The 6,607-nt window shown below is 42.4% G+C and carries 8 protein-coding genes and 1 pseudogene; 3 read left to right on the top strand and 6 right to left on the bottom strand.

Annotated elements, in window-relative coordinates; translation table 11 throughout:
- From BZG77_RS14980 to BZG77_RS13970, 6 genes are all read right to left on the bottom strand, one after another.
- On the bottom strand, window positions 1–251 hold a 251-nt coding region (locus BZG77_RS14980), incomplete at its 3' end, for a hypothetical protein (RefSeq protein WP_206744355.1).
- A gap of 133 nt (window positions 252–384) precedes the next feature.
- Window positions 385–1,158: a MurR/RpiR family transcriptional regulator gene (locus tag BZG77_RS13950; RefSeq protein ID WP_077647675.1), complete on the bottom strand. Its 774-nt coding sequence runs from the start codon at window positions 1,156–1,158 to the stop codon at window positions 385–387.
- A gap of 9 nt (window positions 1,159–1,167) precedes the next feature.
- Window positions 1,168–2,670, bottom strand: coding sequence for a DUF4127 family protein (locus tag BZG77_RS13955; protein WP_077647676.1), 1,503 nt, complete (start codon window positions 2,668–2,670; stop codon window positions 1,168–1,170).
- A 55-nt stretch (window positions 2,671–2,725) separates the two neighbouring features.
- A complete protein-coding gene (locus BZG77_RS13960; protein WP_077647677.1) occupies window positions 2,726–3,661 on the bottom strand; it encodes an ROK family protein in 936 nt (311 codons plus the stop codon).
- A gap of 12 nt (window positions 3,662–3,673) precedes the next feature.
- On the bottom strand, window positions 3,674–4,381 hold the full coding sequence (locus BZG77_RS13965; RefSeq protein ID WP_077647678.1) for an N-acetylmannosamine-6-phosphate 2-epimerase: 708 nt from the start codon (window positions 4,379–4,381) through the stop codon (window positions 3,674–3,676).
- Between the two features lie 3 nt (window positions 4,382–4,384).
- A complete protein-coding gene (locus tag BZG77_RS13970) occupies window positions 4,385–4,615 on the bottom strand; it encodes a hypothetical protein (RefSeq protein ID WP_077647679.1) in 231 nt (76 codons plus the stop codon).
- Window positions 4,616–4,738: 123 nt separating this feature from the next.
- On the opposite strand from BZG77_RS13970, the gene BZG77_RS13975 reads away from it, so the two are divergent.
- The 3 genes and pseudogenes from BZG77_RS13975 to BZG77_RS13985 all read left to right on the top strand — a co-directional run.
- On the top strand, window positions 4,739–5,836 hold the full coding sequence (locus BZG77_RS13975; protein ID WP_241844164.1) for a hypothetical protein: 1,098 nt from the start codon (window positions 4,739–4,741) through the stop codon (window positions 5,834–5,836).
- A gap of 113 nt (window positions 5,837–5,949) precedes the next feature.
- Window positions 5,950–6,150, top strand: a complete 201-nt coding sequence (locus tag BZG77_RS13980) for a type I phosphomannose isomerase catalytic subunit (RefSeq protein ID WP_077647680.1) — start codon at window positions 5,950–5,952, stop codon at window positions 6,148–6,150.
- 130 nt (window positions 6,151–6,280) lie between these two features.
- A pseudogene (locus BZG77_RS13985) lies at window positions 6,281–6,607 on the top strand (IS21 family transposase); the annotation flags it as partial.

Genomic DNA, 6,607 nt, shown 5'->3' on the forward strand with positions numbered 1-6,607 from the left:
ATACCGATCATGCCAAGTGTCGTCATATTAATATATGAAAGAACATCAATTAACAATTTAATGATAAAGCTAGGATCGTCTGAAGAAAAGTATTCAACCTGACTTTTAATTAGACCAGAAAATGAGCCAATAACTGTAAAAGGGATACCGATAATGAAAGCATCTTTTATTGACATCAATGCTTTATTACTAGTCAAAACCTGAGAAAGCTTCATCAAAGGTTCTTCTATTATTTTGAATATGGATTGCATAAAAATAATTCCAACACTATTTAACTTCGCCAATTTTAGCGGAAGAATGATCTCAAGCAGACTCGTGCGATGATTTTTGTCACCAAAGAGATTGAGATCACGTTATTTGTCACGTTGTCGTAAAAACACCAACCTAGATCACACTAGCTTGGGCATCACGGACCAAATCAGATACAACATCAATGGCCATCATCAGGCCAAGGTATCGTTCTGAGCGATATTCATCACCATTCCCATCAGCTATGGCAGCTATATTGATATCGATATCGGAAAGCTTCTGAATCTGTGTATTGACCGTATTTGAAAACCTCACAAGCATCGCGTTAGTCGAATAACTCCTCGTCAACAACGAAACGACGGCTTCTTCATCACCTGTTTGTTCGATAGAAATAATGAGATCCTTGTGATCAAGCTGATTAATATCAAGGCTAATCTGAGGGATCACTAGTACACTTTTATTTGCACATCTCAACGTGTTTTCTAAATAGTCCAAAAATAATCTCTCTTCACCAAAATCAAGTAAATATATTCTTTCGGATAAAGAAATATATTTTGCCACTTCACTTAAGAGTTTCATATCTAAAGACTGATGTGCTAACTTTGCAGACCGTAAAACTTTATTAAAAACACGATCTGAGGGATTTTCCACGCCACTATGTTTTTGGGTCTCGATGTTATTGATATCGGACTTCATCGCAAACTTAAAAGCCGTGAAGTTTTCAAAATCAAGTAGCCTAATAAAGCGGTGCAACGTAGAGAGGCTAACTCCAGCAGACTGAGCAAGCTGGGAGCCCGAGTAACTTGGAATGTGATTAAAGTTGTCAATCACATAATCGCACAATTTGCTGTGCCCAACGCTTAAGTTGGGCTTCATGCTTGATAATTTTAGCTGCAGATCTACACCCATAGTGGTTGCCTAACGCATCAAATCTAAGTCGATTTCAAACGTTCGTTGCCAAGGTGCAGAAGCAACAAAGTCAATATCTTGTGGCAGCGAATTGGCAGTCAGCTTCTGATATTCAGTCAGGATACGCTGTTTGGCAAACCGCATGGCTTCCAACTCCGCTTCTGGGGAATAGTTGTAGTGACCATAAGCGGCATCAGCAAAGTATTGCTCGATCAATTCGCTACGTACCACAGATTGATAACAAACATCTTCCATAATGTGGTAAACAATGTTTGTTGTGCGCTCTTGTGTGCACCCGTCCGCTAAAAAACCAGCACCAAGCGTAGTACCTAGCGTATTGCAGTTGGTATTCCATCCTTTATAAGAGTGAATTTTACCTAAGATGTTAAGTTGATCTAAATACTTAACCAGCTGTAGTTCACCACCATTAGCATAAGCACTATCCGCAATAACAACTTTCTTACCCACTTCTAAGTAAGCTTTAATTTTACTGACAAAATGCTGTAAGTGCCTGAACGAGCTATAAGTAATATCACGATTTGCCTGCTGAGCAGCCTCTTGCATGATTTTACCCGGTGAGTTGATCGCTAAAATGTAGTCAGCTTCTTCGCTCGTGTCACACATTTCGCCACCAGCAGCTCTGATATGAGCTTTGACTGACTCATGCATTGGGCGATCTTCGTACAACGGAATGATTTGTGGGCCCAGTGTGGATGAATAAACGGGGTAAACCTTAGGTTTCTGTCCACTAAAGTCGTTATAAGCACGTGCCAGTAGCGTCACCCCTACTTCATCAGCACCAGGATAAATGTCGATATCGAATGACAAGCCAAGCTCATCAATCATTTCAATCACTGTTTTCTGGTCTAGCGCAGTGTAACCATAAGGGCTCGAATCATCTTGTGGGATAACCATAAAATCGATAATCTCTTCGCTTCGTAACTTAACGACCTCTTTATTAACCGTTAAATTGAACTCGCGGCGAGACTCGTAATCTTTCAATATATCCGCAGGAACAGCATTCTCTAGCGATGCATACGTTACTTGCTCTTCTTTTGACAGACCTTCACGTGAAAGCTTGTCTTGAAGGTACTTGCGCTTAAAAATCTCTGCGCCATATTGATCGTAATAATCAGGCTCTTCATCGCTGCTGCTGTAACTTGGGCAACGCATAATGCATGGGTAAGCGTAGACTTTTACGTCTGGATTGATTGCCTTAAGGCCGCGCATTTTCTCGACAAATGTTCCTATATCTTCACTGTCAAGAGAGTGGATACGTGATGGAATCAAGCCACCGTATGCCAACATATCAACAGATAAAATTACCGAGTCAACAGTTGAGATGTTTGCGTAGATAAACCCCCATAAGGCGTCACGATCAGCCGCAACTTTCTTACGGCTAAGCATATCCATCGGTGGAACAGAAAGTTGCAACCGAGATGTGCGCGCCATGTATTGCGGATACTTTAAATTACATGGTCTTTCATCTAACGGAATAAAGAGTGTCTTCATTATAGGGTCCAATTTCATAATCGTTTCAAAGGTATATTTCTACTTCAGCTAGGACTTAAAACTCTGTAWTTTTCAGCTCATCAAAATGGTCGAAAACTATCTTGGCCGCACCGAACATACCCGCATCATTGCCTAGTGTGGCTGGACGCACTGCGGCAAATACATTCTCTTTTGTGAGGTAGTCTTTGAGCAAACTCCACCAAATATCTTTAGAGTTGATCATGCCCCCACCGATCAGTACCAACTGCGGATCAACGGTCCAGCGGATATTGGCAATGGTTTTCGCTAATAATTTGAAGAAATCTTCAACCGCAGCAATCACATTTGGGTCTCTGTCTGCATAAGCGTTAATGATCGATAAACCATCAGGATAGAGATGTTGCTTTTCTTTCGGCAATTGGAACATTAGTGCTTCTTTTAATCCGGTTCCTGACAGCAACGATTCAAGCGGAACCCAGTGTTGTGGTCGGTAAGGATGAGGGATCTCCATACGTCCCCAGTGACCTGAAACAAAGCCATTTCCGTGAACTAAATTACCACCGACTGTCAACGCTCCGCCAAGACCAGTACCAAGAGTCAACATTACGATGTCTTCAAAATCTTGGGCATTTCCTTTCCATAGCTCCCCCATCAATGCGCAATTCACATCGTTGTCGGTACTGATATGAAGACCAAACTCTTCTTCTAGTAAATAGCCTAGTCGTGTTCCTTTCCAATTAGGCAAACTATCCGTTGCATCAACTACATTTCCCGAGCGAACATTGATGACACCCGCGGCTGAGATACCGATACCTTCAAGCAAAAACTTCTCTCGACGTGCACGAGTCAGCAGCGGGATAATGGCATCTTTTATACTTTCTAGGATCCCTTCTCGTCCTGCGCGAGTGTTGGTTGGATAGGTATTCGCTACAACCAACTCTCCCGATCTTTTTATTAAACCTGCGCGGATCTTTGTACCGCCTAAATCTAAACCTAACGCTACACCAGACATAGTTACCTCTAATTATTTGCTCGTCGCTTTAACAGCATCTGAGAAACGCTTTGCAATTAATTGTGGTCGTGTAATAGCAGACCCCACGACAACTGAAAACGCGCCACTATTGATCGCCTCAACAGCTTCTTCAGGTGTCCAAATTCGGCCTTCAGCAATAACTGGTACAGAGCAGTCACGACTTAATTTTTTGACTAGTTCAAAATCGGGCTTATCACATAAATGTTTAGTCTCATCTGTATATCCAGATAGTGTGGTTGATATACAATGAGCACCCATTTTTTCTGCTGTAATTCCTTCTTCATAATTGGACACATCTGCCATCACGAGCGCACCTTTGTTGATTGCGTGCTGGACTAAATCAGGCAATAGCTCAGCGTTAGGACGAGGTCGAGCAGTCATGTCCAGAGCAACAATGTCTGCGCCAGCATCGATGACTTCATCTATTTCGCGAAGTGTCGCTGTGATAAAAACTTCCGAGTCCGGATAATCTCGTTTTATAAGACCTATCAATGGAACGTTCGGAAACTCAGCTTTAACCGAGGATATATCACTACTCGATTGGACTCTGAGTGCTACAGCCCCCCCCATCAAGGCCGCATCAGCCATTTTGACTATAGTTTCTGAGCCGTAAAGCGGCTCATCAGGTAAAGCTTGAACCGACGTAATCAATTGACCTTCAAAAATTTTTAGCAGTTCTGGGACTGTCGATTTAGACATGTTTTACTCCAAAGTAATTTTTGTCGATAAGATTAAGCCACGATTAAGCCAAAATACCACCAAATGACACACAAACGTCATCAAGGTGACGATGATCACACTTATACTCCAATTAGCCAGAACCAAGATTATCGAGATCACAACAAATCCCTTAGCACCGGGTTTTAACGTCGTTTTGAGATTTTCAACCACCAGAATACGGATCAATATCACACAAACGACAGCTTCGGTCATCACTTTGCTTTTCCAGCTCTCAATTGAGACTTAAATACTCCCTTACATACGTTTATGTTCTAAATCCATCGCATCATTGCTGGCATAAGTCCAACAATCCACTAAGTTATCACTGTGAAAAATATGAAAATTAGAGCATTAACCTTATCCTTACTCTCTGTTTTTGCGACAAGCTGTGCGTTCGCAAACACCGCAACTGATGAATTGCCGATTGATAACGAATCAGAATTTTTGCAACGAGAAGCCGAAGCGAAAGACGAAGCGAAAGACGAAGCGAAAGACGAAGTTGCGTCAAGCAGTGTTGGTTGGCTAGCAAATGAAACTGAACTTCGTCATTTCCGCATGAACCAAAATGGAAAAAAGTATAACGATGTAGAAATTAACTGGAAGTTGCTACATGGGTCCGTTCAGTTTACTGAAGACACATCATTGTGGATGGATTTACGCAAAATTGACTACTACAGTGATGCTGAAAATGGTGATATACAGCGCACCGGCTTCGCGTGGGATCACGAGGCACTTTTGTATACAAAAGTAGGGAAAACCAACTGGCTGGGTAAGAATTGGGATTTACATTTCGGATTTGGTTGGGAAGGAGACTGGAACTATTCTGGAAATCACCTAAATTGGAGCAGCCAAGATTTCTACCCGCTACTTGACATGAATACTAGCTTTTCAAACGGTTTAACTCCTTGGGATAGCGGTCAACACCACCTCACTTTCCGCCCTATCCTTTCCGAATTTATCACTTTTGGCGAAGTGAGTAAGTTCCACAGTGGTGGCCATTATCACGGTAATCGACAACAAATAGCGAGCTTCTTCCTGTCATCTCAATGGACCGAAAAGCTGAGCACCTTCCTTAGTTTTCGTAACTACTTAGATACGTTAGCAGGCGAGGGAGTTCAATATCACTATGGCTCTGAGAGCTACCTGCATTACGACTTCTACCGCAATGACGGCTTCTTTGTTCAATGGAAAAATAAACTCGAGTTTTATCTAGGTATGAAAGATGAAGCATTAACGGGTAAAGACGAGTTTGTTGAGTTCTATACGCGTATTCAAGCCGGATATGAAAAAACGCTTGAGAACAAAATCACCATTAAAGCATATGTAGGCCAAGATCTTTGGGACTACCACTACAACGCACGCCCATGGATTGGTGGAGAATACAACCGTTTAGAAACGATTGCTTCCTTCAAGGTAAATATCCCACTAGGTTAATCATTCAAATTCAAAACTTACCAGAGCCAATTCTTTTGGCTCTGGTCGCTTTCGCACATCAAAAACAATTCACATCGTAATGAAATAACCATCCCATTTTAAGTTGATTTCACATGCCTATATATAAGTTAACCAACACTATTCTAAACTATGCGTGGGGCAGCAAAACCTCACTAAATGAGCTATTTGGGTTAGAAAACAGTAAAAACCTCCCTCAAGCAGAAATTTGGATGGGAGCGCACCCTAACGCATGCTCCAAACTCACAAATTTGGATATACCGCTTAGCGAATATATTGGCAATAATGGGTGTTGAGCGACAATTACGGTGGCCGGTCTAGCGACAATTATCTTGGCCGGTTGATCTGATAAGGTTCGGTACAGCAGAACGGAGGGAGTTCACTGTGCAGGGAACACGAATCACGGATCAACAGGTCACGATCTATATGACTCACAGAAAACAAAAAAGCCAAGCTGTTGCTGCTGCTAAAGCAGGTATTTCAGAGCGGTCAGCCCGGCGTCTTGATAAAGCCAATCAACAAACAAACGACGGTAAGCGCCAGTGGCGCACACGCAAAGATCCACTGGCGCCAATATGGGAAAGCATTGTTGTTCCCATACTTGAACTGGATAAAGACATCACGCCCGTAGGCGTTTTTGATTACCTTTGCGAATATCACACCGATAAGTTCAGCCCGGGATCGCGCCGAACACTTGAGCGCCGGATCCGTAAATGGCGCTCTTTACACGGGCCTGCTAAAGACGTTGTGTTT

It is taken from the genome of Salinivibrio sp. IB643 (assembly GCF_001996105.1).
Classification (GTDB): Bacteria; Pseudomonadota; Gammaproteobacteria; order Enterobacterales; family Vibrionaceae; genus Salinivibrio; species Salinivibrio costicola.

Excerpts from the sequence above, each read along its gene's own strand:
- BZG77_RS13950 (WP_077647675.1), bottom strand. The coding sequence starts at position 1,158 with ATGGGTGTAGATCTGCAGCTAAAATTATCAAGCATGAAGCCCAACTTA.
- BZG77_RS13955 (WP_077647676.1), bottom strand. The coding sequence starts at position 2,670 with ATGAAGACACTCTTTATTCCGTTAGATGAAAGACCATGTAATTTAAAG.
- BZG77_RS13965 (WP_077647678.1), bottom strand. The coding sequence starts at position 4,381 with ATGTCTAAATCGACAGTCCCAGAACTGCTAAAAATTTTTGAAGGTCAA.
- BZG77_RS13970 (WP_077647679.1), bottom strand. The coding sequence starts at position 4,615 with ATGACCGAAGCTGTCGTTTGTGTGATATTGATCCGTATTCTGGTGGTT.
- BZG77_RS13975 (WP_241844164.1), top strand. The coding sequence starts at position 4,739 with ATGAAAATTAGAGCATTAACCTTATCCTTACTCTCTGTTTTTGCGACA.
- BZG77_RS13980 (WP_077647680.1), top strand. The coding sequence starts at position 5,950 with ATGCCTATATATAAGTTAACCAACACTATTCTAAACTATGCGTGGGGC.